Genomic DNA, 24331 nt, shown 5'->3' with positions numbered 1-24331 from the left:
CAAAATAAAAAAAATAAAGAACAAACTACCTATAAAGTACTAGCCATCAATAGCAAAAGGCATCTTAGAATGACGAATAAGAAAGAATCTGGGGTAATGAACCTTACTCGAAGAGGCTTCATGAAAGCTTCTTCTGCAGTAGGTAGTGCAGCCGCACTTGCGGGCGGTATCGCTTTACCTTTCAAATCCAAACCAGTAGCGGCTGCGGTTGCTGAGAATGTGGATGAGAAAATCGTATGGAGTGCATGTACAGTAAACTGCGGCTCTCGCTGTCCACTACGTATGCATGTACAAAACGGTGAAATCAAATACGTAGAAACAGATAACACGGGTACTGACGAATACGGTCATCACCAAGTGCGTGCATGTCTACGTGGTCGCTCTATGCGCCGCCGTGTTTACAACCCAGATCGCCTGAAATACCCAATGAAACGTGTGGGTAAACGTGGTGAAGGTAAGTTTAAGCGTATTAGCTGGGAAGAGGCTTTTGATGAAGTCGCTGGCACTATGCAACGCCTTATCAAAGATTACGGTAACGACACTATCTACCTAAACTACGGCACAGGTACGCTTGGTGGTACGGTAACTAAGTCTTGGCCACCAGCACAAACGCTGATTGCGCGTCTAATGAACCTAAGTGGTGGTTACCTAAACCATTACGGTGACTACTCAACAGCGCAAATCGCGAAAGGCTTGAGCTACACCTACGGTGGTTGGGCAAACAACAACTCTTTCTCTGACTTAGAGAACACTAAGCTTAACATCCAATTTGGTAACAATCCTGCTGAGACTCGCATGTCTGGCGGCGGTCTGACCCACCACTACGTAGAAAGCAAAAACAAATCAAACGCAAGAACGATCATCATCGATCCACGCTACACCGATACTGCCGGTGGCCGTGAAGATCAGTGGATCCCAATTCGTCCTTCTACGGATGCTGCATTGGTAGCCGGTCTTGCACACGTGATGATCACTGAAGACCTCGTAGACCAACCGTTCCTAGACAAATACTGTGTCGGTTATGATGAGAAGACCCTTCCTGTATCAGCACCTAAAAACAGTGACTACAAATCTTATATCTTAGGTTTAGGTGAAGATGGCGTAGAGAAGACACCAGAGTGGGCTTCTAAAATCACAGGCATTCCGGTTGATACTATCGTTAAACTAGGCCGTGAAATGGGCACAGCGAAACCATGTGCCATCCACCAAGGTTGGGGCCTGCAACGTACTGCGAACGGTGAACTAGCTTGTCGTGCAATCGCGATGCTATCGCTACTCACCGGTTCTGTGGGTGTATCAGGCGGTTCAACAGGCGCTCGTGAAAGTGACATCAACATTCCGTTTGTTCGCTTCCCGACTGTGCCAAACCCAGTTGAAACGTCAATTTCAATGTTCATGTGGACTGACGCAATTCACCGTCACCACGAGATGACAGACATCACTGATGGTGTTCGCGGTGCTGAGCGCCTTAAGAACCCAATCAAGATGATCTGGAACTACGCAGGTAACTGCATCATCAACCAACACTCAGACATCAACAAGACGCACGCGATTCTTCAAGATGAAAGTGCTTGTGAAATGATCGTTGTGGTCGATAACCATATGACTTCTTCTGCGAAATACGCCGACATCATCCTGCCTGACTTAACGACATCAGAGCAAGACGACTGGTGTATGGATGGTAAAGCATCGAACATGCCTTACTTCATCTACGCACAGAAAGCGATTGAGCCTCAGTTCGAAGCAAAATCTATCTACGAGATGTGTACGCAACTTGCTAAACGCATGGGCGTAGAAAAAGAGTTCACAGAAGGCCGTACTCAAGAGCAATGGATTGAGCACCTTTACGCAGAAACTCGTAAGAACGATCCAACACTGCCAACCTTCGAAGAGATGAAAGAGCTGGGTATCTACAAGCGTAGCTACGACCACCACTACATCGCTTACGAAGATTTCCGTAAAGACCCTGAAGCGAACCCGCTGACTACACCAAGTGGCAAGATCGAGATCTACTCAGAGCAACTGGCTGATATCGCGAAAACTTGGAAGCTGAAAGAAGACGAAGTGATTCATCCACTTCCGATTTACGCGGATTCTTTTGAAGGCCATAACGATCCATTAGCAGAGAAGTACCCACTTCAGCTAACCGGTTTCCACTACAAGGCTCGTACTCACTCAACTTACGGCAACGTTGCAGAGATCAAAGCGGCGGCACCTCAAGAGTTGTGGATCAACCCAATCGATGCGAAAGAGCGTGGTATTGAAAGCGGCGACATGGTGAGTATTTTCAACGACCGTGGCGAAGTCCATATTCCAGCGAAAGTGACACCAAGGATTCTTCCTCGAGTTGTCGCACTAGGCGAAGGTGCATGGTACGCACCAGATGGTCAGAAGATCGACCATGCAGGCTCTATCAACGTGCTGACTACTCAGCGCCCGAGCCCGCTTGCTAAGGGTAACCCTCAGCATACAAACCTAGTTCAAATCAAAGCGCTAAAGAAAGCATAAGGTAGGTTGGAATGAAACAATACGGCTTTTACATTGATTCAAGTAAATGCACGGGTTGTAAAACCTGTCAGCTTGCTTGTAAAGATTATAACGATCTAGACATCAAAACGAACTACCGCCGCGTATACGAATACGCAGGTGGTGGCTTCACTCAAGATGGTGATACCTGGGTTCAGAAAGATGTTTTTTCTTACTACCTGTCTATCGCTTGTAACCACTGTACTAACCCTGCGTGTGTGAAAGTGTGCCCTTCGGGCGCAATGCACAAACGTGATGAAGACGGTTTGGTTGTGGTTGATGAGAGCGTATGTATTGGTTGTCAGCACTGTAGTAATGCATGCCCTTACGGCGCACCACAATACAATGCGAAGAAAGGTCACATGACTAAATGCGATGGTTGTTACCAACGTGTTTCTGAAGGCAAACAGCCTATCTGTGTTGAGTCTTGCCCACTTCGTGCATTGGAGTTTGGCGAAATCAATACACTTCGCGAGAAGTACGGCTCTGGTGCGGATGTGGCTCCACTGCCATCTTCAACAGAAACGCTACCGAACATCGTGATTAAGCTGAACAAAAACGCGAAGCCGACTGGCGATACCAGTGGTCACCTAGCAAACCCGAAGGAGGTGTAAGATGATTTTTCATGAGTGGTCTTTAATCTTCTTTACGGTGCTGGCGCAAACTGCGGTTGGTGGTTACTTACTGATTGGCGCACGTGCACTGATACTTGGTCATGACGAAGAGAAACTAAACAGCTACAAGGTTCCAATGTTCATTCTGTGGGCACTAATGGGTCTTGGTTTTATGTTCTCGACAACTCACCTAGGTTCTCCACTGCGCGCGTTCAATGCTTTTAACCAACTAGGTTCTGCTTGGTTGTCTAACGAAGTGTTCTTCGGTGCGGCATTCTTCGCTGTCGGTGGCCTGCAATGGCTATTGTCTGTGCTTAAGAAAGGTGGCGTAGCTATCCAGAAAGCACTGATGGTTGGCGCGATGGTGTTGGGTGTTATCTTCATGTACGCGATGATTAACGTATACATGATCAATACAGTACCAACGTGGGACAACATCTACACACCATTGAGCTTCATCATGACGATGGTTGTGGGTGGTTTACTGCTGTCTCAGTTCGTGATTGTATTCGCAAACGACAGTCGCTTTACGGTTGACCGTAACATCACCATGCTGGCTGTTATCGCAGTTGCTATCAGCTTGCTTGTGACCGTAGGAAAACTGAACCTAATCGGTGACATCCAAACTTCAGCGGCAAAAGCGTCTGAGTTGGTTGACGGTTTAGGCAGCTATGTGATTCTTCAAGTGGCACTGCTAATGGCAAGCTTGTTGATTTGGATTCTACCTATGCTGAACAAAGCAAAAGTGAACCCAGTAAACCTTAGCTTAGCATTGGTACTGTTCTTAGCTTCAGAACTCATTGGCCGTGGTTTGTTCTACAGCCTACATATGACAAGCGGTTTGTAATCACAGCCCTCTTGTTTAGTTATCTAGAAGGCTAGATAAACTAAAGGCCCAACACCTATTTAGATGTTGGGCCTTTTTATTTCGTTTTTTCTCGCGTTTTTAGTACAGACTTGGTTAGCTCGCCTAAATAATTACTTAATAATAGCCGCTGGAATAAACATGTCTTTCAATCGCTTAACCGAAGAGTAAGTACCAAACATCGGTTTGTTGTCTAAATGCCTTCTCAGCATATCGGCAGCAACGGTCTTAATCACGTTACGTTGGTCTTCGCGTGAGTATTGACGATAAAATTCAAGCACCTGGCCCCACTCTCCCGCTTCGGTCGACAATGCAACGCTGAATGTGTTGCCTTCTAACTTGCCAGTCACCAAAGCTAGCTCAGTACCGCACTTCTCTCTTGTTGCGCCAGCCAGAGCAAAGGTTGCAGCTAATGGATCGCTCTTCTCAAGTTCACTCTCTTTTGGCTCAGCCATCACCCACGAATGCCCGAAGCAATCTTCAACCTGCTCATTCAATTGCAGCCACGCTGACAATGCGCCTTTGGTCGACACTTCAGACACAGATAACGTCTTCTTTTTTTCCGCCATGATGTGTCCGATATGATCAATCATAGGCTCATCAACACTGACGACATTACTTTCTAGCAACTTGTAAACCATTTGCAGCAACTTAACGCGAGTTTCTAAGTCTGCCTTAGGACCAAACAGTTTGACCTCAATGAACGGCAGATAAGAGCGATAACCCAACTCATAACCTTCTGGCAGCTTTAATTGGTCCAAAACATCGGAGATACCGGATTCAGACAAACCAAACGTAAACAGTCGACTGCATTCAGAGGCAACCACTTGAGGGTAAGTACGCGACAAATCAGGAATAATCTCAAACGTCACCATGCGTTTGAATTCACTCGGTACACCCGGAGTGAAATAGAAAGTCGCATCGTTGATTTTCAGTTTGAAGCCGCAAGCCGTGCCCACAGGGTTATCGACAATCTCTGAACTCGCTGGCAACAAAGCTTGTTTAAGGTTGCTGTCCGGCATCGGCATACCACGTCCAGAAAACATCTCTTCCATACGAGCAAGCCAATCAGGGAACATGACGAGTTTCTGCTCGGAAGCAGTTGCAGCCGCAGCCGCACTCATATCATCAGTTGTCGGTCCTAAACCACCATTAACGATAACCACATCATAGTTAAAACTCAGCATCAGCAGTTCTTCAACTAGAGCATTCATTTGGTCACCCACAGTCGAACGTTTCGCTAGGGCAAAACCGTGCTGATAAAACTCAGCAGACATCCAAGCTGCGTTTGTGTCTACAATGTCCCCATGAAGAACTTCTTCACCAGTGCTTAACATTGCGATTTTCGTCATATTTCTATCCTTTGTAGTCATAAAAAGACACTGCATTATTTACAAACTGGTCTATGGTTGAGTTTGAGACATTTCATCTTTTCACAAATATTAATAATGTTAAATCTAAGGTTTTCTTAGGAAAAGCAATAAATTATTAGTTCCCTAAATCAGGCATTTAATAGATAATTGTGACTCTGATCAATTCTTAACTTCTCATGGAGACCCTTGTGGCCAAATCACCGTTACTAACGAAGGTTACTGCTGCATTTTCAATGCTAATGTCAGTTAACTCGGTTGCAAGCCAATACGACTTCGACCAACCAATCAACCTTTCTTACTCGGATGAATGTGCTCAAGATTACTGTGTTAATGAAAGCTTGTACACCTACAAGCCTAGCAAGAACTATGCACTAAGCGAATCAAGTGATCAGTACGATCTAACGATCGATAAGCAACCAATCTACCTTACTGTCAGCGATGGCAAAGATTGGGATTACTTAATGGGTCAAACCTACACAATTCTTGGCCTAAGTGTCGCAACCGTTGGTCTAATGACTCTTTTACCTGAAAGTATCACTAAGTGGGATGATGACCAACGTGATATCAGCGCACTGGGTAAAAAATGGAAAGATAACGTTTCCGAAGGCCCAGTATGGGACCGTGACGAACACTTCCTAAACTACGTGATGCACCCTTATTTCGGTGGTGTTTACTACACCGCAGCTCGACATGCTGGTTACGATGAATTTGAGTCTTTCCTATACTCTTGGACCATGTCGACATTTTTCTGGGAATACGGCGTAGAAGCATTCGCGGAAGTACCTTCCTGGCAAGATCTCTTCATCACGCCATTCTTCGGTGCCGTTGTCGGTGAAATGATGCTAGAAGCAGAACAAGACATCGTTGCTTCAGGTGGCGAAGTGATGGGCTCTCAAACCATGGGGGATGTGTCTCTATTCTTCCTAAACCCTGTTGGCCATATCCATTACTGGGTAAGTGATGCATGGGGCGGTGACGCAGAAGTGAACCTGAATACTAACCCTTGGTGGGATAACCAAGACGCAGCGCGATTTGCCTACGACGCAGGCGCACCATACGATTCTCAATTTGTTGGTATGAACTTTAAAGTCACGTTCTAAACCAGCCTCCACGTGACTTGCTAAGCCGTTTACTCGTTGCTTGCTAAGCTTCTGAATCACAAATAACAGCGACAACTCTTTCAAAAAGCGGCTCTCTAGCCGCTTTTTTTGTGCCCTACTCTTCATTCTCTTTTTTTGTATCACAGCTTAGTTTCAAAAATTGACGTAGGTCAAACATTGTTCGATGTAAACTTCTACACTGAAATTAAAGAACTTTATCGCATGATATCAAACATTTAATTAGTAACGATTAATTGAGACTTTGGGGGCTGATATGAACAGTACATTTATCGTAAACTTTATTGGAAAGGCATCACCAGCAACAATCAAACAACTTGCTGCGGTTACTCACGAAAACGACGGGAAATGGCTCATCAGTAAAGTGAACTTTATTGAAGACCAAGTCGCAGGCGTACTCAAGGTTCAACTTCCAGCCATCAACGAATCAATTGTCAAAGAAGCTTTCAGCGCCAATACTGACTTGATCGTGCAGTTTGTTGATTCAGACCATACTCATAACGCACAAGATACAATACATCACCTACGACTCGACTCGAACGACCGAGCAGGTATCGTCAACGAAGTAACACATGTATTGGATAGACAAGGGATCAGCATTCTCGATATGGATTGCCACCGAGTCTTCATCGCTGGCGGCGGTGGTGTTAGCTCAAGTTTGTTCACTTCCAAGATCGCCGTTAAGCTACCAATAGAAGTTTTGATTGATGACGTAGTGAATGAACTCGAAACACTCAGTGAAGATACTCGAGTGATGATTGAGAGCTAACAGATAGCGCTTAACTTCTATCTTTTCACTGGTAACATTTATCTAAAAACAAAAAAGAGCAGCTCATCGGCCGCTCTTTTTATCGTTCTAATGCAATGTTTGGTTACTTAACCGACCATTGTGACAATGAACGTTTAAAGTCTTCATAGCCAAACTCATTCAACTTTTGAACTTCGCCACCGCTACGCTCGCAGTAGATTGACGGCATTTTTAGGCCATTGAACCAGTTCAGTTTCACCATGGTGTAACCCGCGCTGTCTAGCAGGTGCAGCTTTTGACCAATCTTAAGTGGCTCATCAAAGCTTGCTTCACAGAACTGATCGCCCGCAAGACATGAACACGAACCAATTACATAGTCATGGCTACCATTTTCTGAAGCTTCCAATACCGATGCCGGTTCATTGTAGATAAGCGTATCAAGGCGATGCGCTTCGGTTGCCGAGTCGACAATTGCCGTTTTCTTCACGTTCTCTACGATATCAACTACTGTCACGACCAGATCCGTCGTTTTAGTAATGATCGCTTCACCCGGTTCAAGGTACATCTGCACGCCGTGCTTTTCAGAAAAGGCTTTTAGTGCAAGGCCCAACTTCTCGATGTCATAACCCGGCCATGTGAAGAACACACCTCCGCCCATGCTCACCCAATCCAACTTATCTAGGTGATCGCCAAACTGCTCTGAGATTGAATCAAGCAGGCCGATAAATGCATCGACGTCTTTGTTCTCGCAGTTCATGTGGAACATCGCGCCATTAATCTCGTCGAAGATCTCAGGCTTAATGTGATCAGCCTGAACACCTAAACGAGAGAATTGACGCGCCGGATTTGCTAAGTCTTGTCCTGCGTAACTTACGCCCGGATTTAGACGTAAACCCAGCGACGCTTTACCTTCAACAATATGGCGGTAAGCTTCGAATTGGCTTTGTGAGTTGAAAATCATCTTGTCGCAAATATCCGCAACTTCTCTCACGTCATCTTCGCTGTAACCCACACTGTAAGCATGCGTCTCACCACCAAAGGTTTCGTGACCAAGTTTCACTTCGTATGGGCCAGAGCTTGTCGTGCCATCGAGGTAAGGTTTGATGATGTCAAACACACCCCATGTCGAAAAACACTTCAGTGCCAATACCAACTTCACACCTGAAATCTCTTTCAGCTGCTTAGCTATCTCTAAATTCGCAATCAACTTGTCTTCGTTGATCATGAAGTATGGGGTTTTTAGTTCGTTGTTTTGCATGTTAATACCTTGCGGCCCTCGAGTTCACGAAGGCACATGATAATCGAACAAAGCCGACGCAACAGCATCGGCTTGTATTTGTACGTTCTTGTCATTCTGAAAACTTTGGATTGAATACGCAGAACTTTACCCTTGTAGCTAGGACATCGCGCGAAGTTTACGAATGTAAATAAGCACGATGGACAACGCAACGAGGGCAAAGAGCCAGAATTACTTCAAAGTATGGATCAGAGGTAAACCAGCTGCAGGCTCTAGCTCTTGGACATGCCAATCTAGACCGATCTCAGGCATCGTTGCTAGAAACGGGTCTGGGTTTAGCTGTTCCATGTTGAACACACCTTTATCAGCCCATTCGCCACGGAAGAACTGAAGTGCAGCCGTAATCGCTGGAACACCTGTTGTGTAAGAGATCGCTTGGTGCTCTACGTCTTCGTAAGCCACTTCGTGGTCTGCGTTATTGTAGATGAATACGCTGCGCTCTTTACCGTCTTTCTTACCTTGAACCCAAGTACCGATACACGTTAAGCCCGTGTAACCCGGAGCCAAAGATGTTGGGTCTGGTAGTAGTGCTTTAAGAACATGCAGAGGCTGAACCACAGTACCATCGTGCAGTGTTAGCGGATCTGGGCTAAGAAGACCGATATCACGCATGCAGTTGAAGTAGTTCAAGTATGCATCACCAAAGCCCATCCAGAATTCGATACGCTTAGCTGGGATGAACTCTTTCATTGAACGAACTTCATCATGCGCCATTGAGTAAACTTTGTGAGAACCACAGTTCGGGAATTCAAATTCAAGCATACGAGAGTGACAAGGTACTTGTTTCCACTCTTCATTTTCCCAGTAGAAAGAATCGCCTTGGATCTCAAGCATGTTGGTTTCTGGGTCAAAGTTTGTCGCAAACTTCTTGCCGTGATCGCCAGCATTCACGTCCATCACGTCAATTGAGTCAATCTCATCGAACAAGTGCTTAACCGCGTACGCTGCAAAGATTGATACCACACCTGGATCAAAACCAGCACCAAGAATACCTGTGATGCCCGCTTCAGCGAACTTCTCACGGTAGCCCCACTGCCAATCGTAAGCTTGTGGTACTTGTTGACCTTCAGAACATAGGTCAACCGCTACCGATGTATCTAGGTAAGATACTTTAGATTGGTAACACGCTTCCATGATCGCCATGTTTACCCAAGGAGGACCAGCGTTGATAACTAGATCAGGCTTAACTTCTTTAATCAAAGCAACAAGCGCATCAACATCGTCAGCGTCTACTGAACGTGCTTCTAGTTTCTTAGTTAAATCTTTAAGGTTGTTTTTACCTTTAATCGATTCGATGATTTTTTCACATTTCGCGATTGTGCGCGAAGCGATTGTGATATCACCCAGTACTTCGTTATTTTGTGCTGCTTTATGTGCAACAACCCAACCAACGCCGCCTGCACCAATTTGTAGAATAGCCATAGTATTAATTACCCTTGTTGTTCTGCTAGCTCAGTGGCTAGAGTCTGAATTTTGTTAATTAGAGATTTGAAATCTGATGTTTTTAAGCACGGGTTCAAGATAGTAAATTTCAGCGCGCTTTTACCATCGACGACCGTTTCGCCAAGAACGGCAACGCCACGAGTCAGCGCCTCCAGTCTTAACGTCTGATTCAGTTTGTCTAAATCAAGAACGCCGTTTGCCGATTGCTCATTGCTAGGCACCGAGCGGAACAGCACAGTAGACAGTGACGGCTCAGCAAGTAACTCAAAATCGTCATGCTTCTGAATCAGATCGGCAACTTGAAGCGTCTGCTCTAAGAGATGGTCGTACATATCGCCCAATTGCTTTGGCCCAACGCTTTGCATCGTCATGAAAACTTTCAGTGCATCGAAACGCTTGGTGGTAGCAATGGATTTATCGACCAGATTCGGCAGCTCATCGTGCTCACGATTCAAGTAATCTGCGTGATGCAGTAAGTACTTAAAGTTCGCTTTGTCTTTGAGCAGCACCGCACCACAGCTGATTGTTTGGAAGAACAACTTGTGGAAATCAACGCTGACAGAGTCCGCTTTTTCGATGCCTTTTAGACGAGCTTTATGACTACTTAAGATAAGCGCGCCACCATAAGCACTGTCGACATGGAACCAAAGATCTTGTTGGTTAGCGATATCAGCTATCGCTTCCAGGTCATCAATCGCACCATGATCGGTTGTGCCCGCCGTGCCAACCACAGCAAAAGGAATCAGACCTTGTGCTTTAAGTGCTTTCACTTCTGCATCTAGCAAGTCAGCTTTGATGGTGCCGTTTGCATTGGTATCGACACAGCACACTGCAGCTTCGCCTAATCCCATTAATGATGCGGATTTTTGAACCGTGAAGTGAGTTTTCTTTGAACATAGGATACGCAGTTTGCTCGCGTACTCAGGTAACCCCAACTTTTGAATCGAGTGACCGTCGTGCTTATCGGCAACCCAGTCTCTTGCTAGCAACAAGCCCATTAAGTTACTTTGCGTACCGCCGCTGGTGAAAACACCGTCAGCTTGTGCACCAAGTTGGTATTTGTCACACATCCAATCCACGACGCGCTGCTCAACATAAGTCGCAGCCGATGCTTGGTCCCATGAATCCATCGATTGATTCAACGCCGCGATAATCGATTCAGCGGCTACCGAAGCCATAAGAGGTGGAGTGTGAAGGTGTGCAATACAGTCTGGGTGTTGCACAAAGATAGAGTTTGCAGCGACAAGGTCTGCAGTGCTATCTACAACATCAACCAAAGCGTATTGGTTGTTATCGAGATCGACAGCATTGATGGCGGCTTCTAGCACTTTTGGATCTAAACCCGAATAAGGGCTTTCAACCTGTTCAAAAACGGCTTTCATCGCTTGAGTAGTTTGGTTCATCACGCTAGCAAATTCGTCGCTACCGCCTAAACCCGTCTGGATGAAATGCTTGTTCCATTCCTGATTTGATTCTTCGCTTTGTGTTTGGTCTTGTCGTAAACCACCACCCGCTGCGATGATCGCTTCTTCCATGACGCGCAATGCAAAGTCGATCTGCTCAAAAGAGATAATCATAGGTGGAAGGAAACGAATTACCGAACCATCACGACCACCCTTTTCAACCATCAAGCCGCGCTCTAATGCTGCTCGTTGAATAGCTAGGGTTAATTGGCCGTCTGATTGCGGCTCGCCAAATTTGTTGAGTTCGCCGTTTGGTTGCTTGATCTCAGCGCCAAGCATCAGGCCTTTACCACGAACTTCAGCAATACAGTTCACACGCGATTGAATCTTCTCAAGCCCATGACGTAAGTATTGGCCTGCGATGTTTGCGTGCTCAACTAAACCATCTCGCTCGATGATTTCCAACGCCTTAGCGCCAGACACCATTGCTAACTGATTTCCACGGAATGTGCCGGTGTGTTCACCAGCTTTCCAAGTATCGATACTCTTATCGAATACAAGCAACGACATCGGCAGTCCGCCGCCAATCGCTTTAGACAAACATAAGATATCAGGATTAATACCTGACTCTTCAAACGCAAAGCGATGACCCGTTTTACCCACACCACACTGAATTTCATCAAAGATCAGTAAGATGCCGTGTTCATCACAGATACGACGTAGACCTTGTAACCAAGATGCTGGAGCAGGGATCACACCGCCCTCACCTTGTACAGGCTCAACGATCATCGCAGCTGGTTTCATGATGCCGGATTCATCATCATTCAACATACGTTCGATGTAACGAATGCTCGCGTTAGCACCTGCTTCACCACCAATACCAAACGGACAGCGCAGGTTGTATGGGAAAGGCATAAAGTGCACATCAGACATCAAGCCGCTACGACGCTCTTTAGTGCCGAGGTTGCCCATCATGCCCATGGTGCCGTTTGTCATGCCATGGTAAGCACCACGGAAAGCAAACATGGTGTTACGACCTGTGGTTTGCTTCGCTAGCTTGATAGCCGCTTCTACAGCATCAGCGCCTGATGGACCACAGAATTGAAGAACCGAGTTATCTGAAAAGTCTTGAGGAAGAAAAGCTTTAACTCGCTTGATAAACGTCTCTTTCGCTTGAGTCGTGATATCAAGAGTCTGGTATGGCAAACCTGAGTCAAGTTGGTCTTTAAGTGCTTGGTTAATTTCAGGGTGGTTGTAACCCAAAGAAAGTGTACCTGCACCGGCTAAGCAATCGAGAAATAGTTGGCCACGAGTATCTTCAACTAAAACGCCACATGCTCTTTTAATTGCAATTGGCAAGCGTCTTGGGTAAGAGCGAACATCCGATTCATGCTGTTCTTGCTCAAGCAAAATAGCGTCGGGTGTTAGATCGTGCGTTCCTTCTAAGATAGGAACCATAGTTGAAAATGAGTTTGCGATACTGTTGATATCGACTTCAAAGGCTGTAGTCATAAAAGTCCCCTTGAATGTGTTCATACTCACCTCCATCAGACGCAATTACACTCTGTCCCTCTATTGATTTAGAGAGAATTCATAGTGAAACACGCGTATTGTCTAGAAATGAGATATAGCTGTACGCTCGCATAAGTCAAATGACAAATACGAAATTAGGCCGTCTTAGGACAGCAAAAATTGGTTAGCGCGAGCTCAAGGTTCAGTAATACTACTGTTTTGAAGAATTGGGCATTTTTGCAGGATCGGGCAGCTATGAGGAGCTGGTCCCTTTGGAAATGCAGAGCTGATTAGCAATGTAGTTTTAAATGAGTTCAATGTTGGGTTTCCCATTAACATGACGAATTGCGCCATAAGTATCCCGTCTATCAGCTAAAGGACTAGCCAATACCTACCCTACGTAATGTCCCAATCAGCAAGAATGGTCATTACGCGTATCCCCCAGAAGCGATCGCTGCTCTTTTTGAACATCGGTCATTCCGAGATTGCGCGGGAAAGTAACATAAAGTGAAATGAACGATCAATAGTTTTTAATAATAGCTTGATAAATAACAACGGTGATTGAGGAATTGATGTAAATATCGTCAACACTATCGTTTAAGAAAGAGATTCCCGATTCATTGGTTCCTCATGCCCGAGGAGGATGACGAGAATATACAAATGCTAGTACGGTGACTTTAAAGCTGCTAGAGAGGCTTTGAGGTCTGGGCGTCACTCCCTAGAGCGAGAAACGAGTTCATAGAGAATCTCGCTTTTTAAAACTAACTTGTCTAAACAAACTTGATTGCGAAATTTTGAAGTAGAGTTAGAAATAGGTATGAATTTTGAGTTCGAACAACAAGAGTTCTTAAACGTAAAGCTAAACGCCAGAAACCAAAAAGCCCGAACATTTCTGTTCGGGCTTTTTAATTTGGAGCGATACATCGGGTTCGAACCGATGACCTCAACCTTGGCAAGGTTGCGCTCTACCAACTGAGCTAGTATCGCATTTGCTACATCCGTTAAGACGTAGACTTTAATAGATGGTGCCCCGGGCCGGACTTGAACCGGCACAGCGCGAACGCCGAGGGATTTTAAATCCCTTGTGTCTACCAATTCCACCACCAGGGCACGCAATTCTTTATTGCGATGCCGATTACTGAAAAGTAAAACACCATCTTAATGCTGACGCCAATCAACATTACAAATTTTGGAGCGATACATCGGGTTCGAACCGATGACCTCAACCTTGGCAAGGTTGCGCTCTACCAACTGAGCTAGTATCGCATTTTCATTCATGTTCTTTCTAGTAAGAAAGAGAGAATGGAGGCGCCTCCCGGAGTCGAACCGAGGTCCACGGATTTGCAATCCGCTGCATAGCCACTCTGCCAAGGCGCCTTAGTAACTCCAACCGAATCGCTTATTGCCATCCTCTTGGGTACGGGATGCATTCTACGGATTCAGACGATTGAGTCAATATTATTTTTGTATTTTTAATTCGTTTGAATAGATTTCATACGAAACAGCCTAAATAGCTGACTTTATGTGCAAAGCACGCTGTGAACAGGCTCTTCAAAGGAGATCTATATCACATTAGATATCCACTATTGATCACTTAAACTTAGGTTAAAGATCAAAAAAGCGAGCCTCAGCTCGCTTCTTCATCAATGGTGTTTTTCATCCAACAAATCGTCTTTGGCAGCCATCAAGTATTGTGCCATTGACCAGTAAGTAAGAACAGTTGCCACATAAAGTGCAATGTAACCCACCCATACCATCCAATCATCATAGCGCCAGATAAGCACCCAAAGGGCGAACATTTGAGAAACGGTTTTTACTTTTCCAACCCAAGATACCGCAACACTTGCGCGTTTACCGATTTCAGCCATCCATTCACGAAGTGCCGAAATGATAATTTCACGAGCTATCATAGTCACTGCTGGAATAGTTATCCAAATCGAGTGGAAATGCTCAGTAATCAAGATAAGAGCCGTAGCAACCAGTACTTTGTCGGCTACAGGATCAATGAATGCGCCGAAACGAGAAGTTTGTCCAAGTTTACGAGCTAGCATGCCATCTAGCCAATCTGTAAAACCCGCTACCCAAAAAACCATCGCTGCAGCAAAAGGAGCCCATTGATAAGGTAGGTAAAAAACGACAACGAATACTGGGATCAAAAATAGTCTCAGTAAGGACAAAATGTTAGGTATATTCAAACGCATATTATTGGGCTCTTATTAATTGCGCTTTAATGGTGCGGGATTTTTACTATTGTTTCAATGCTTGATAAATGTTTTCTGCCAAAGAATGACTAATGCCCGGTACTTTGGCTATTTCTTCGACAGTTGCACGCTTAAGTTCTTGTAAGCCACCCATATATTTCAGCAAAGCTTGACGACGTTTAGGCCCCACACCTTCAATTCCTTCCAAAGCACTCGTTCTTCGCGTTTTACCACGTTTCGCTCTATGCCCTGCAATCGCATGATTATGGCTTTCATCACGAATATGTTGGATAAGGTGTAGTGCTGGCGCATCACTTGGTAAATTGAACTCTTCACCTTCAAGGGTCACTAAGGTTTCCAAACCAGGTTTACGTGTTACCCCTTTCGCTATACCCATCATTCTTGGTCGAAACGGCCAATCGTCCCAATATTGAGAAATAATCTCATGAGCACGATTCAGTTGGCCCTTACCACCATCAATGAAGATGATATCTGGGATCTTGTCGACATCAAGTTGCTTTGAATAGCGCTTTTCAAGTGCCTGAGCCATCGCGGCGTAGTCATCGCCTCCAGTAATACCAGTAATATTGTAGCGGCGGTATTCCGGTTTAACGGGGCCTTCCTGATTGAACACTACACAAGAAGCTATCGTACTTTCACCCATAGTATGACTGATATCAAAACATTCCATGCGCTTGATAGCATCCATCGACAACACTTCTTGAAGCTCTTTGAAGCGTTGGTTGATGGTCATCTTATGATTAATCTTGGTGGTAATTGCCGTTAAAGCATTGGTATTCGACAATTTAAGGTAACGACCTCGAGTCCCTAAAGGATTGGTATTGAAGTGGATCTTCCGACCCGCAACTTCACACAAAGCTTCTTGAATCGGTGTGACATCTTCCATCAAATCGGCGTTGAGAATGAGGCGAGTTGGTATGGTTCTCGCTTCGTTATGTGCGAGATAATATTGACTTAAAAAGCTCGAAAAAACTTCTTCTCGCACCGTATTGTTGGGAATTTTAGGAAAATGGCTTCTACTGCCTAATACCTTACCTTGACGGATCATCAAGATATGAATACAAGCCACGCCATTCTCTTGAGCAAAGCCCAACACGTCCATATCTTCCATTGAATCATCAGATACGTACTGTTGCTCTTGCACCCGTCTAATCGCTTGGATTTGGTCGCGGAAAGCGGCCGCTTGCTCAAAGCGAAGCTCTTGGCTAGCCTTGTCCATTTTGTCGATAAGCGTTTCAAGGACGAGCTTGTCTTTCCCCTGAAGGAATAGACGAACGTAGTCGATAAGCTCGCTGTATTCTTCATCAGAGATAATTGAACTGACACATGGCGCAGCACAGCGGCCAATTTGATACATCAAACACGGGCGCGTTCTGTTGGCATAAACCGTATCTTCACACTGGCGAGCAGGAAAAATTTTTTGTATTAAGTGTAACGTCTCACGCACAGCGCCAGAATCAGGATAAGGACCAAAGTATTCACCTTTTTTCTTCTTAGCACCGCGATGCATCGACAAACGAGGATGCTTATGGCCACTAATAAAAATATAAGGGTACGACTTATCATCACGCAGAAGTACGTTGTATTTCGGTAAATACTGCTTGATGTAGTTGTGCTCAAGAATAAGAGCTTCTGTTTCCGTATGAGTCACAGTGACATCGATTTTGTCGATATTACTGACTAGAGCACGTGTTTTTTCACTGTCTACTTTTTTACGGAAATAGCTGGAAAGGCGTTTTTTGAGGTTCTTAGCTTTACCGACGTAAATAACGACAGCCTCGGCGTTATACATTCGATAAACGCCAGGCTGCTCTGTTACTGTCTTAAGGAATGAGACTGAGTCAAACAAGTTGGTCACTATACGATCTCAGTGTTAAAGGGTCTCAGTGTCTAACATTCCATGTCTAATCGCTAAATGCGTCAACTCTACATCACCACTGATATCCAGTTTGCTGAACAAACGGTAGCGGTAGCTGTTAACTGTTTTAGGACTTAGATTGAGTTGTTCCGAAATATCCGTCACTTTCTGACCTTTGGTAATCATCATCATGATTTGAAGTTCACGTTCAGATAAGTCTGCGAATGGATTTTCAGACGCAGGCGAGAATTGGCTCAAAGCCATCTGCTGCGCAATTTCTGGTGAAATGTATCGTTGGCCACTGTTGACCATTCGAATAGCATTTACCATTTCATCCGGACCTGCACCTTTAGTAAGGTAACCTGCAGCTCCAGCTTGCATCACTTTAGTTGGAAACGGATTTTCCGTATGAACAGTTAAAACGATGATTTTAATATCAGGGTTGAAACGCAAGATCTTCTTGGTTGCTTCTAAGCCACCAATACCAGGCATATTCATATCCATCAAAATAACGTCAGTATTGTTAGTACGACACCATTTTGCAGCATCTTCACCGCTTTCAGCTTCCCCTGCTACGTTCATTCCACGGACGTCTTCAATAATACGTCGTATCCCTGTGCGAACCAGCTCGTGATCATCTACAAGGAAAACATTTATCAAACTTGTATCTCCACACTATTAATTGGCTCTGCAACCACTGTGTCGTTTCATCTGTTTGAAACAATTAAACAAAGGAACAGTGGATCGCAGCATCAAGTACATCTTAACTTAATTAGTAAAAAAAAGCTCTGTTGAATATGTGCTGAAACACGAACTTTAGCAAGTACTTATTTATAAATAAGCCAACTAAAACAATAAGCTTTTGGTTAAAATCAACTAGTTAAGACAACACCCAATAAAATTACACAAGACAAAGATATTTTCAATAACATTAAATCACCATTCGCGACAATTTCGGTTATTTGCTTATAGAGTCCCGTTATTTACAACGATTAACTAGAATTTAGTGACTATTTCTGCCGTCTATTGTGCGTAAAGGATAGCTAAATGGTAGTATTCGACTCCCCATTTCAATAGGTTACTACATTGGATATTCAGCAAGGATTCGTACTCACAAGACAAGCAAGAGACTTTTCAGGGCGTACTCAAATCGATTTATGGCTAAGTACTCCCCAAGGCCCTACTTTGCTGACGATTCAAAATGAAAAACCTGTGTTCTTTGTCGCTCAATCTGACGTGCAAGCATGTCAGGCGATTGCGACTAAAGAAGCTATTGACTGCCAATTTAAACTATTAGAATTGGCCACTTTTGAGCAAACGCCTCTGGCCGCGTGTTATACCTCTTTGTCGAGAAGTAGCTTCGGTTTAGCGCAAGCCTTTCACAACGACGAAATCCAGACTTTTGAAAGTGATGTTCGATTGGCTGACCGATATTTGATGGAACGCTTTATCAAAGGAAGTATCGAGTTTACTGGGGCTGCCATCCAAAAGAACAAACATCGTAGAGTTTCTAATGCAAAGTGTAGATCAGGCGATTACTTACCTAACTTGTCAGTAGTGTCACTTGATATTGAATGCTCAGAAAAAGGCGTGCTTTATTCCATTGGCTTAGACAGCCCGATGGACAGCCGAGTCATCATGGTCGGCGAACCACAAGAAGCAGACACCAACATCCAATGGGTTGTCAACGAAAAAGTGCTGCTTGAAGCGATGATAGCTTGGTTCTCGGAGTTTGATCCTGACATCATCATTGGTTGGAATGTCATCGACTTCGATTTTAGGCTTCTGCACAAACGAGCTGAATGGAATGAGGTAAAACTCACTATTGGTAGAGACAACCAACCAAGCTTCTTTCGCAGTTCTGCACAAAACCAGCAAGGCTTTATTACCATTCCCGGGCGCGTTGTCCTAGATGGCATCGATATGCTAAAAACGGCAACCTATCACTTTCGCTCTTGGTCTCTTGAATCTGTATCCCAAGAGCTACTTGGTGAAGGCAAAGACATCCATAACGTTCACGATCGCATGGATGAGATCAATCGGATGTTTAAATTCGATAAACCTTCACTCGCCAAGTACAACCTTCAAGACTGTGTGCTCGTAAACCGCATCTTTGAACACACTCACCTACTCGACTTCGCGATTGAGCGTTCTCGATTAACCGGTGTAGAGCTGGATCGTGTTGGTGGCTCAGTGGCAGCATTTACCAATTTGTACATGCCTCAGATACACAGAGCGGGGTATGTCGCGCCTAACTTAGAGCCGGAGAACTGGATTGCGAGTCCCGGCGGTTATGTGATGGATTCGATTCCCAACCTGTACGACTCAGTTTTAGTTCTCGACTTTAAAAGCCTGTATCCATCAATCATCCGCTCTTTCTTGATTGACCCTATGGGGCTGATTGAAGGGTTAAAGCTGGAACTAGGCCCAGGAGAAAACCAAGCGGTCGAAGGTTTTAGAGGTGGTCAGTTCCACCGTTCTAAACACTTTCTGCCAGAAATGATTGAGAACCTATGGGCAGCACGTGATGTGGCTAAGAAGAACAACGAAAAAGCATTTTCTCAAGCGATTAAGATCATCATGAATTCATTTTATGGAGTGTTGGGGTCTTCAGGTTGTCGCTTCTTCGATACTCGCCTGGCGTCATCCATTACCATGCGTGGTCATGAAATCATGAAACAAACCAAAGTTCTGATTGAAGACAAAGGCTATCAAGTTATCTACGGTGACACCGATTCAACCTTCGTGTCTCTGAATGGCAGTTATGACCAACAGCAAGCCGACGAGATTGGCCATGAATTAGCGGCTTACATCAACGATTGGTGGACGAATCACTTAAAAGAAACCTACAACCTGACTTCTATACTCGAATTAGAATACGAGACTCACTATCGCAAGTTTCTTATGCCGACCATTAGAGGCTCTGAGACAGGGTCGAAGAAACGTTATGCAGGCTTGATCAATCAAGGCGACCAAGAGAAGATCATCTTTAAAGGGCTTGAAAGTGCGCGAACCGATTGGACACCTCTCGCGCAGCAATTCCAACAAACTTTGTATGAAATGGTATTTAACGATCAAGACCCAACGGACTATATCAGACAATTTGTCGATGAAACCTCTGCTGGTAAACACGATGATTTACTGGTGTACCAAAAGCGCTTACGCCGCAAATTACACGAATACCAAAAGAACATTCCACCACAGGTTCGCGCAGCAAGATTAGCAGACGAGATCAATGCTCAGCTTGGTCGCCCTCTTCAATACCAAAACAAAGGACGTATTGAGTATTTGATTACTATGAGTGGTCCTGAGCCCAAAGAGTATTTAAAAAGTGGCATCGATTATCAGCACTATATCGACAAACAAATCAAACCGGTTGCAGAAGCAATTTTGCCGTTTATAGGACTGGATTTTGAAAGAGTTAGCGGGCAGCAGCTAGGTCTGTTCTAGATTGAATCCTCTTCCAAAGTGGTCATTGAAGCAAAAAAGCAGAGAAGTGCTGTGTTACTCAGCCCACTCTGCTTTTTAGTATTCATTGGGAGGTTACTAATCTCTATCCGATACGAAACTCAGTTTTTTGATATTGCTTAACCAGCCATTCCCCAAAACCATCAAGAATCCCTATTACCGAACGTTTAGGAATCGGTTTACCAGAAAGTAAAATGCCTAACCTGTGGATTTCGACGTCTTTATCTGGGTGATACTTCAAGAACTGTTGACCACACTCTATTGGGTCATCGAACCAATATTTGTCACGATACATCACCAAAGAATAACTCGCTCGCAGTAGCTTTTTAGCAATGACCACTTGCGCGGCCACTTGTTGTTCTGGCGTTGTTGCTCGGGCGATCTTATTGCGATACACCGCTAACCAGTTTTCCGCATCCATATTCCAGTGCTTAGCGATTTCCCAACTTGTTTCAAAATCACCATAACAATCCGATAAGTCTTCACCATGCACGCACACAGCTAAATGTTTCAGCATAAAGCCCCATGTGAATATGTTGTCGAAATCAACGATCTCGCTCACCAAGGTGGTTTTGATCGCCACTTGTGTGACCTGAGGGAAGCTCTTTTGAAAACGCCACTTAATGGTGTTTAACAACGTGGTTCGTTGGTCTGGGAAAGGACGATGAGTAACCACAACAACATCAAGGTTCGACCGACCGACGACGGCTTGCTTACGCGCTACACTGCCATAAATATAGACACTGTGTAGATTAGAACCTAACCCACCTTTTAGAAAGGTAATCAGATCGTTAACCACAGGTTGGAATTCAGGTTGAAAAGGCTGTGTTGGGTCAATAACAGGTAGCTGCATAGGTCGTTTCGGTAAATAAAATAATGATTTAACTGTCTCTCTATGATCGCTTAGGTGACTTTATGATTCAAGCTATTCCTATTTATAGCGTCTACGAGATATAATCACCGGATAGACCCAATAAGGACAAACACAAAATGCCTAGAGCAAGTGAGATTAAAAAAGGTTTTGCGATCAATGTTGATGGTAAAACAATACTCGTAAAAGATATCGAAGTAACAACACCAGGTGGCCGTGGTGGTCAAAAGATTTACCGCTTCCGAGGTCACGATGTAGCAACTGGCGTTAAAACAGAAGTTCGTCACAAGGCTGACGAAATCGTTGAAACTATCGACGTGACTAAGCGTGCAGTGATGTTCTCTTACGTTGATGGCAACGAGTACATCTTCATGGATAACGAAGATTACACACAATTCATCTTCAACGGTGAAATGATCGAAGACGAACTGCTGTTCATCAATGAAGAAACGCAAGGTATGTACGCTATTCTTATCGATGGTAACGCAGCTACTCTTGAGCTTCCTTCTTCAGTTGAACTAGTGATCGAAGAAACTGACCCTTCAATCAAAGGCGCGTCTGCTTCAGCTCGTACTAAACCAGCTCGTTTATCTACCGGCCTTACTGTTCAAGTTCCTGAATACATCGCGACTGGCGACAAAGTTGTAGTGAACACCGCTGAACGTAAATACATGAACCGCGCAAGCTAAGATACTTATTATGACCGAAGCTAACGACCTTATGTCTTACGACGATGCAATTGATACTGCATATGACATCTTTCTAGAGATGGCACCTGACAATCTTGAACCTGCAGACGTGATTCTATTCACAGCGCAGTTTGAAGATCGTGGCGCTGCAGAACTTGTTGAAACTGGCGATGATTGGGTTGAACATGTTGGCTTTGAAGTCGACAAAGAAATCTACGCTGAAGTGCGCATTGGTCTTGTGAATGAAGCTGATGACGTTCTAGACGATGTATTTGCTCGCATGCTAATCAGCCGTGACCCAGAACATAAGTTCTGTCACATGCTGTGGAAACGCGACTAATACCACTGTCGACGCTCATCTGCATGAGTAAACAAGTATTCATGTAAGCGAGTTAAAAGTTAGCCGAGCCGATTGCTCGGCTATTTTTATCACGCTATCCCCATCGTGATTACTCACTTTCATCATCAACTTTAGATTCACTGATTATGACCAAAGCAAAAACAGACACACAATCAAAAGGCTACGCCTGCATTGGCCTAGTTAACCCAAAGACACCTGAAAACGTAGGCTCAGTTATGCGAGCGGCTGGCTGCTACGGCGCCAACTCTGTGTTTTACACCGGCACACGTTACGACCATGCGCGAAAATTCCACACAGATACCAAAGAAAAGCACCTAGCGTTGCCTTTAATTGGTGTTGAAGAGCTAAAAGATATTATTCCAGTAGGCTGCGTGCCTGTTGCTGTTGATCTGATTGAAGGTGCTAAGCCTCTGCCTGATTACAAGCACCCACCACGCGCGTTTTACATTTTTGGTCCAGAAGACGGCACGCTAAAGAAAGAGATCACCGATTTCTGTCGTGACACGATTTACGTTCCAACTAACGGCTGCATGAATCTAGCGGCCTCTGTGAATGTTGTGCTCTACGACCGATTGGCGAAAGGCGATAACTTCTCGAATCACAAGTAAATAGAACGAGATACGAAGAGATTTGTAGCTTCACGCAAGAAAAGCGCAAGGCGCAAAGCACAATTGCTGTCGATTACTTCTGCGCTTTTCTCTACTCGATTACTCGCATCCCGCATCTTTTATTTCTTCTAGACGTAAAAAAACCTGCTCAATGAGCAGGTTTTTTAGTATTCAGTATTTTCAACTAATAAAGCTTTAAGCTTAAAAACTGAAGTAACTACTTGCGTAATTACTGACGTGTTCTTGGCTTAGCTGGTTTAGCCGGACGTCCATTGTTCAATTTAGGCTTGCTCTTGTTAGTCTGAGGCTTGCCTTTGCTTGCTGTTGGAGTGCTACGACCTGATTCTGGAGTTGTAGTACCGCGAGTTGCAGGCTTCTTACGCTTAGTCTGGTTACTACGGCCTTTTGGTGCATTTGCACGCTCTTCGTGACGCTTAACAGCACGACGAATTTTTTGGCTACGAGAACGCTCACGCTTACGAGAAGTATTTGAAGGATCAAGATCCAACAATGTTTCTTTCTCTGGATTTAGCTCAACCAACTGACGTAGGTAGTTAACTTCTTCAAGGTCTAGCTCTTTCCAACCGCCGCGAGGCAGTTTCTTATCAAGGTAGATATCACCGTAACGTACACGTTTTAGACGGCTTACTGTCGTTTCTTGTGATTCCCAAAGACGACGAACCTCGCGGTTACGACCTTCGTTAATCGCTACGTAGAAAGTATGGTTCATACCTTCACCACCAGCGTAAACAACATCTTCGAAACGAGCCATGCCATCTTCTAGTTCAACGCCGCGCACAAGGTTCTTAACCTTCTGCTCGTTCACTTCACCAAATACACGTACTAGGTATTCACGTTCAACCTGACGGCTTGGGTGCATTAGGCGGTTTGCAAGTTCACCATCAGTAGTGAAAAGCAAAAGACCCGATGTGTTTGCATCAAGACGACCAACTGAAATCCAACGAGAACCACGGATCTTAGGTAGACGATCGAAAACAGTACGGCGACCTTCAGGATCGTGACGAGTACACAGCTCACCTTCTGGCTTGTAGTAAGCCAGCACGCGACAAACTACTTCTTCAGAAGCTTTACCAGTAATAGTGTGACCATCGATACGAATCACTGAGTTCTCGTCTTCAAGACGCTCGCCCAGTTTCGCAACTTGACCGTTAACACTTACACGACCAGATTTGATTAAACCTTCTAGTTCACGACGAGAACCGTGACCAGCTCGCGCTAAAACCTTCTGTAATTTTTCGCTCATTTACTCTTTTCTACCTAATTGTCGTCTTCACAGACGTCGAATGAATTTTTTCGCGACCAAATCGCGGTCGCGTATTATCGCAAATAACCTG

The 24331-nt window shown here is 44.7% G+C and carries 18 protein-coding genes and 4 tRNA genes; 9 read left to right on the top strand and 13 right to left on the bottom strand.

Annotation, left to right across the window (positions count from 1 at the left end):
* Window positions 1-69: 69 nt before the first annotated feature.
* Genes L8S15_RS12630 through L8S15_RS12620 form a run of 3 tightly spaced genes read left to right on the top strand, consistent with a single transcriptional unit; the run spans window position 70 to window position 3987 of the window.
* Entirely contained in the window at window positions 70-2508 is a 2439-nt protein-coding gene (locus tag L8S15_RS12630) for a DmsA/YnfE/YnfF family dimethyl sulfoxide reductase (RefSeq protein ID WP_280573369.1), read from the top strand.
* 11 nt (window positions 2509-2519) lie between these two features.
* Window positions 2520-3140 (top strand): DMSO/selenate family reductase complex B subunit, encoded by a 621-nt coding sequence (locus tag L8S15_RS12625; RefSeq protein WP_004733360.1) that lies wholly within the window; start codon window positions 2520-2522, stop codon window positions 3138-3140.
* Window position 3141: 1 nt separating this feature from the next.
* A complete protein-coding gene (locus L8S15_RS12620; protein ID WP_243583441.1) occupies window positions 3142-3987 on the top strand; it encodes a DmsC/YnfH family molybdoenzyme membrane anchor subunit in 846 nt (281 codons plus the stop codon).
* A 131-nt stretch (window positions 3988-4118) separates the two neighbouring features.
* Here L8S15_RS12620 and L8S15_RS12615 read toward each other — a convergent pair whose 3' ends face one another.
* Window positions 4119-5357, bottom strand: a complete 1239-nt coding sequence (locus L8S15_RS12615; protein ID WP_280573366.1) for a CinA family nicotinamide mononucleotide deamidase-related protein — start codon at window positions 5355-5357, stop codon at window positions 4119-4121.
* Between the two features lie 209 nt (window positions 5358-5566).
* On the opposite strand from L8S15_RS12615, the gene L8S15_RS12610 reads away from it, so the two are divergent.
* Window positions 5567-6478: a DUF3943 domain-containing protein gene (locus L8S15_RS12610; RefSeq protein WP_102492545.1), complete on the top strand. Its 912-nt coding sequence runs from the start codon at window positions 5567-5569 to the stop codon at window positions 6476-6478.
* A gap of 274 nt (window positions 6479-6752) precedes the next feature.
* Complete coding sequence (locus tag L8S15_RS12605) at window positions 6753-7265, top strand: ACT domain-containing protein (RefSeq protein ID WP_010438087.1); 513 nt, start codon at window positions 6753-6755, stop codon at window positions 7263-7265.
* A gap of 103 nt (window positions 7266-7368) precedes the next feature.
* Here the strand turns inward: L8S15_RS12605 and nspC are convergent, their stop codons facing one another.
* The 10 genes from nspC to uvrY all read right to left on the bottom strand — a co-directional run bounded on the left by nspC (window position 7369) and on the right by uvrY (window position 17639).
* On the bottom strand, window positions 7369-8502 hold the full coding sequence (nspC, locus tag L8S15_RS12600; RefSeq protein WP_010438084.1) for a carboxynorspermidine decarboxylase: 1134 nt from the start codon (window positions 8500-8502) through the stop codon (window positions 7369-7371).
* A 210-nt stretch (window positions 8503-8712) separates the two neighbouring features.
* Window positions 8713-9963 (bottom strand): carboxynorspermidine synthase, encoded by a 1251-nt coding sequence (locus tag L8S15_RS12595; protein ID WP_010438082.1) that lies wholly within the window; start codon window positions 9961-9963, stop codon window positions 8713-8715.
* Window positions 9964-9971: 8 nt separating this feature from the next.
* Window positions 9972-12923, bottom strand: coding sequence for a pyridoxal phosphate-dependent class III aminotransferase (locus tag L8S15_RS12590; RefSeq protein ID WP_198591542.1), 2952 nt, complete (start codon window positions 12921-12923; stop codon window positions 9972-9974).
* 887 nt (window positions 12924-13810) lie between these two features.
* A tRNA-Gly gene (locus L8S15_RS12585) sits at window positions 13811-13886 on the bottom strand.
* A 36-nt stretch (window positions 13887-13922) separates the two neighbouring features.
* Window positions 13923-14009, bottom strand: a tRNA-Leu gene (locus L8S15_RS12580).
* 80 nt (window positions 14010-14089) lie between these two features.
* Window positions 14090-14165: transfer RNA gene (locus L8S15_RS12575), tRNA-Gly, on the bottom strand.
* 37 nt (window positions 14166-14202) lie between these two features.
* Window positions 14203-14276 (bottom strand) — tRNA-Cys (locus L8S15_RS12570).
* A 266-nt stretch (window positions 14277-14542) separates the two neighbouring features.
* Complete coding sequence (gene pgsA, locus L8S15_RS12565) at window positions 14543-15100, bottom strand: CDP-diacylglycerol--glycerol-3-phosphate 3-phosphatidyltransferase (RefSeq protein ID WP_010438068.1); 558 nt, start codon at window positions 15098-15100, stop codon at window positions 14543-14545.
* Between the two features lie 46 nt (window positions 15101-15146).
* Complete coding sequence (gene uvrC, locus L8S15_RS12560; RefSeq protein WP_010438066.1) at window positions 15147-16979, bottom strand: excinuclease ABC subunit UvrC; 1833 nt, start codon at window positions 16977-16979, stop codon at window positions 15147-15149.
* 15 nt (window positions 16980-16994) lie between these two features.
* Window positions 16995-17639 (bottom strand): UvrY/SirA/GacA family response regulator transcription factor, encoded by a 645-nt coding sequence (gene uvrY, locus L8S15_RS12555; protein ID WP_010438064.1) that lies wholly within the window; start codon window positions 17637-17639, stop codon window positions 16995-16997.
* A gap of 426 nt (window positions 17640-18065) precedes the next feature.
* Here uvrY and L8S15_RS12550 point away from each other — a divergent pair, with 426 nt between their 5' ends.
* Window positions 18066-20429, top strand: a complete 2364-nt coding sequence (locus L8S15_RS12550) for a DNA polymerase II (protein ID WP_016789267.1) — start codon at window positions 18066-18068, stop codon at window positions 20427-20429.
* Between the two features lie 103 nt (window positions 20430-20532).
* On the opposite strand, the gene L8S15_RS12545 is transcribed toward L8S15_RS12550, so the two are convergent.
* On the bottom strand, window positions 20533-21300 hold the full coding sequence (locus L8S15_RS12545; protein WP_016768367.1) for a hypothetical protein: 768 nt from the start codon (window positions 21298-21300) through the stop codon (window positions 20533-20535).
* Window positions 21301-21437: 137 nt separating this feature from the next.
* On the opposite strand from L8S15_RS12545, the gene yeiP reads away from it, so the two are divergent.
* The 3 genes from yeiP (at window position 21438) to L8S15_RS12530 (ending at window position 22976) form a co-directional block, all read left to right on the top strand.
* On the top strand, window positions 21438-22007 hold the full coding sequence (gene yeiP, locus L8S15_RS12540; protein WP_010438058.1) for an elongation factor P-like protein YeiP: 570 nt from the start codon (window positions 21438-21440) through the stop codon (window positions 22005-22007).
* A gap of 10 nt (window positions 22008-22017) precedes the next feature.
* Window positions 22018-22347, top strand: a complete 330-nt coding sequence (locus tag L8S15_RS12535; protein WP_004741258.1) for an HI1450 family dsDNA-mimic protein — start codon at window positions 22018-22020, stop codon at window positions 22345-22347.
* A gap of 146 nt (window positions 22348-22493) precedes the next feature.
* The gene (locus L8S15_RS12530; RefSeq protein WP_010438051.1) at window positions 22494-22976 is read left to right on the top strand and encodes an RNA methyltransferase; all 483 of its coding nucleotides are present in this window, start codon (window positions 22494-22496) and stop codon (window positions 22974-22976) included.
* 229 nt (window positions 22977-23205) lie between these two features.
* Here L8S15_RS12530 and rluB read toward each other — a convergent pair whose 3' ends face one another.
* Window positions 23206-24240 carry a 23S rRNA pseudouridine(2605) synthase RluB gene (gene rluB / locus L8S15_RS12525; protein WP_016768368.1) on the bottom strand — a complete coding sequence of 345 codons (1035 nt, stop codon included), beginning with the start codon at window positions 24238-24240 and terminating at the stop codon, window positions 23206-23208.
* Window positions 24241-24331: the final 91 nt, after the last annotated feature.

Origin of the sequence: Vibrio sp. S/42/10, from assembly GCF_029890535.1 — a bacterium.
GTDB lineage: Bacteria > Pseudomonadota > Gammaproteobacteria > Enterobacterales > Vibrionaceae > Vibrio > Vibrio cyclitrophicus.
This window is presented reverse-complemented; position numbering and strand designations above follow the sequence as displayed.

Bases quoted from the DNA above. Each gene is read 5' to 3' on its own strand.
- L8S15_RS12630 (WP_280573369.1), top strand. From the start codon at position 70: ATGACGAATAAGAAAGAATCTGGGGTAATGAACCTTACTCGAAGAGGC.
- L8S15_RS12625 (WP_004733360.1), top strand. From the start codon at position 2,520: ATGAAACAATACGGCTTTTACATTGATTCAAGTAAATGCACGGGTTGT.
- L8S15_RS12620 (WP_243583441.1), top strand. From the start codon at position 3,142: ATGATTTTTCATGAGTGGTCTTTAATCTTCTTTACGGTGCTGGCGCAA.
- L8S15_RS12615 (WP_280573366.1), bottom strand. From the start codon at position 5,357: ATGACGAAAATCGCAATGTTAAGCACTGGTGAAGAAGTTCTTCATGGG.
- L8S15_RS12605 (WP_010438087.1), top strand. From the start codon at position 6,753: ATGAACAGTACATTTATCGTAAACTTTATTGGAAAGGCATCACCAGCA.
- nspC (WP_010438084.1), bottom strand. From the start codon at position 8,502: ATGCAAAACAACGAACTAAAAACCCCATACTTCATGATCAACGAAGAC.
- L8S15_RS12595 (WP_010438082.1), bottom strand. From the start codon at position 9,963: ATGGCTATTCTACAAATTGGTGCAGGCGGCGTTGGTTGGGTTGTTGCA.
- L8S15_RS12590 (WP_198591542.1), bottom strand. From the start codon at position 12,923: ATGAACACATTCAAGGGGACTTTTATGACTACAGCCTTTGAAGTCGAT.
- pgsA (WP_010438068.1), bottom strand. From the start codon at position 15,100: ATGCGTTTGAATATACCTAACATTTTGTCCTTACTGAGACTATTTTTG.
- L8S15_RS12545 (WP_016768367.1), bottom strand. From the start codon at position 21,300: ATGCAGCTACCTGTTATTGACCCAACACAGCCTTTTCAACCTGAATTC.
- yeiP (WP_010438058.1), top strand. From the start codon at position 21,438: ATGCCTAGAGCAAGTGAGATTAAAAAAGGTTTTGCGATCAATGTTGAT.
- L8S15_RS12535 (WP_004741258.1), top strand. From the start codon at position 22,018: ATGACCGAAGCTAACGACCTTATGTCTTACGACGATGCAATTGATACT.
- L8S15_RS12530 (WP_010438051.1), top strand. From the start codon at position 22,494: ATGACCAAAGCAAAAACAGACACACAATCAAAAGGCTACGCCTGCATT.
- rluB (WP_016768368.1), bottom strand. From the start codon at position 24,240: ATGAGCGAAAAATTACAGAAGGTTTTAGCGCGAGCTGGTCACGGTTCT.